Raw genomic sequence first — 2,907 nt, forward strand, 5'->3', positions numbered from 1 at the left:
CAACAGTAGTCTTGATGCCATCAAATAGCCCGTGGTAAGAGTTGAGATCACCAATGGTGTCTTTACCGCCAACTTCGGCATATAGGTTTTGCAGTAGCTCTTTTGCTTCCTCTAGGGTCAACACCGCAAAATCATTCGGTGGCGTCAGGTATACGACTTCCAGATACTTACCCTGGGCAAAGTCATAGGGAGGCCAATAGGCATTCTTTGCGGGGATTTCTACTGGTGCTACAGGTTGTGGAGCTGGTGCCGCTCGCCCTGCTGGTGCTTGATCTCCAACAATGACAGTTCCAGACCCGATGATAACCCCGCCGCAGTCAACAGAGCCCCCAGTGATAGCCAAAGGCTTACCATTGATGAAGACGGTAGAGGAACCGGAAGCAATAGAACGGGGATGAGGTGGATTGTTTGGCTTGTCATGTGGGGCAAGGGGATCACCTACACGGGCGGCTGGGATACCGTCTATGAACACATCAGGGGATCCAGAAATGATTGCCGTGGGATGAAACCCGTCATGGTCTGTACCTATATCCCCTACTTTCGCGGCGTTCTTGCTCAAACCGTGCTCCTTGTTCTCAATGATAGTGATGACAAAAAGGGCATTTTATCATCAATGTACCAATCGAGACCATAAAAGCGTTTTCTGAAAGCGCCAATCTGTGACGTTACGCTAAAAACAGTCTACTTGCTCAATTTGATTACCGTTTAGATGCGTTAGCAAAGATTTAAGTTTTTCAAGAAGCTCATCGTATGTAATTACTTCAACATCCTTACATGAGTTTCTGAATATTTCAAAACTCTTTAATTTGTCCTCATCCTCTGGCGTTTTGCCTGCAAGCACGATGCATTTTATGACATCTGTATGATAATCAATTAATGATTTATTATTTAAGATCACGTAAGCCCATTGATTTTGTAAAGAACTCTTCTGTGTCAGAACTTGGGTAATTGCGCCACTAATTTCATAGTGTGGTGCATATACATTATTTCTGTATGGCCTTCCACTTTGAAATAGCTCAGTGGATGGTTTTTTAATTTCAACGATAGCTAAAGAACGACTACGACTCCCAAATAAAAAATCTCCAATCTGAGCCCCTTCCCCAGTTATATTTTGTGCTCTTGCATTAAACTGTGTATGTAAAAGATGAACTGGACTAGATAGCAGCATTGTCAACACAAAAGTGTTATCTTCAAAAAATCGTTGCCATTTAGGTTCTGGTAAATTTTCTTGTAGCATTCCTTCAAATTTTTTAATCATGCCTGATAGTGTCACGCGCTCAATATCAGCATGTAGTTCTAGTAACTCTTTTGGTGCACCTGTCGCAATTGTCTCTAATTCCTTCCTGATTACCCTTACTTTTTGCTTTTGTTTCTCAGCCTCGGCAACCCTACTGATTCGATTAACCTGTAATTCAACTAAGGAGCCGACTGGTCTTAGCTCTATAATCTCTGGGAACTTATCAGGATCAATGATAGTCAATATTTTTTCTTTGACGTAGTTCCTTTTAGCGGCCCTAAGCCTATCATTTCTATTTCTATTTCCTCGATTAAAGGCACGTCTTATATCATCAATTTCTTTTAACGAAAGATGAATTTCATTATCGTGTTGAGATATGCATGGTTTCAACTTGATAACTATCGTGTCCACATCCTTGATCAAAGATAAAGAAGTCCATAGTTCCCTAAGACTATTATTAAAGCCTAACCCCTGCCTGCAATCATCAAAAATATTCCACCCACTTAATTGACGGTCTATCTCGTCTTGTATATCACTGATGTTATTACCAATATTCCTTCTATTTTTTAATTGCTTACGCTCGTATACAATCTTTGAAAATTTCCCATTTTTGTTATATAGATATCGTTGAGCGTGGGGATTTGTAAAAATAGGGAATGTCTCTATACGGTCATCGTACACTCTTGCAAGTTCATGCCACTCGTCTTTAGGTCTAGACCATAATTTTAATGGGTTTTCAGACGTTTTTTCAAATGTCTGTAAATATAAAGATGAATGATCGTCCCTTACGACCAAATCCAATTCCGGATAGATATATGCTAAATCGCTTAATTCTACACTTTCTTCTGCCATATTTTATCCTTTAAATAATTATTTTTGATCGTTCGGCTGATTAATGACCTTTACTGCTTGTAGTGAAGGATTAAATGCACCTATCAGATATCCTTCACCCTTTGAAACCAGACCACCCCACACACATGCAAAAAAATTATTGAAACAATTAGTCCTCCACCATCGGTAGATTCATCCACACTAATTCTTAAGTTAAAAATGCTATAAATCGCCATCACACCGTAAAATCCAACATTTCTTGCAGAGTTCAATTGTTGCCCATGGAGCCCACCAATCAAATTACTGTCAATAATGTGTACCACTAAAAAAAGATTTATAGATGCAATTACTATTGACCCTACGAATGTTGGTATTCCACTTGGCATGAATTTAACAGCCATGGCACAGGTAAATGTTATAGCAACACTCATAGTTAGAGCATATAATGCTCCATTTTGTGCAATCTCAATATCTTGCGTTTGAGCTGTTTCAAAAAGTGACATAGAAGATAGTCCACCAACGATCAGCGTTACTAGACTCACAATAGCTACAGTAAATTGAATTGGTGTTGATTTGAACTCATCCAAAACCCCCTCGGTTCACTCGATATATTTATTACGGTATGATTACTAATGAATAGTATCCCAATAGGTCTGGCATAAGACAAGAAGTAACATCATGGACGATGGTATTGTTGATTGAATGATAATCGTAATTTTTATGTTGTGTGCTATTAAACTTTATCTTAGGACTCTCGATGGACATAGTTGAGGTTGATACCACCCTGGGCATCAAGCCTGCGCTCATAACCCTGCTGCAAGACAGCGTGGCCAGCGGCG

Annotated in this window: 2 protein-coding genes and 2 pseudogenes; 1 reads left to right on the forward strand and 3 read right to left on the reverse strand. The window is 39.7% G+C overall.

What is annotated here, in order from left to right; translation table 11 throughout:
- Positions 1-286 precede the first annotated feature (286 nt).
- From BN1128_RS26520 to BN1128_RS25485, 3 genes and pseudogenes are all read right to left on the reverse strand, one after another.
- Positions 287-559, reverse strand: a pseudogene (locus BN1128_RS26520) (type VI secretion system PAAR protein); the annotation flags it as partial.
- 111 nt (positions 560-670) lie between these two features.
- The gene (locus tag BN1128_RS24765) at positions 671-2,089 is read right to left on the reverse strand and encodes a Shedu immune nuclease family protein (protein WP_082030434.1); all 1,419 of its coding nucleotides are present in this window, start codon (positions 2,087-2,089) and stop codon (positions 671-673) included.
- A gap of 83 nt (positions 2,090-2,172) precedes the next feature.
- The gene (locus tag BN1128_RS25485) at positions 2,173-2,655 is read right to left on the reverse strand and encodes a hypothetical protein (protein WP_156140400.1); all 483 of its coding nucleotides are present in this window, start codon (positions 2,653-2,655) and stop codon (positions 2,173-2,175) included.
- Positions 2,656-2,825: 170 nt separating this feature from the next.
- Here BN1128_RS25485 and BN1128_RS26265 point away from each other — a divergent pair.
- Positions 2,826-2,907 (forward strand): annotated as a pseudogene (locus tag BN1128_RS26265) (GNAT family N-acetyltransferase); the annotation flags it as partial.

It is taken from the genome of Aeromonas piscicola, from assembly GCF_000820005.1.
Taxonomy (GTDB): Bacteria; Pseudomonadota; Gammaproteobacteria; order Enterobacterales; family Aeromonadaceae; genus Aeromonas; species Aeromonas piscicola.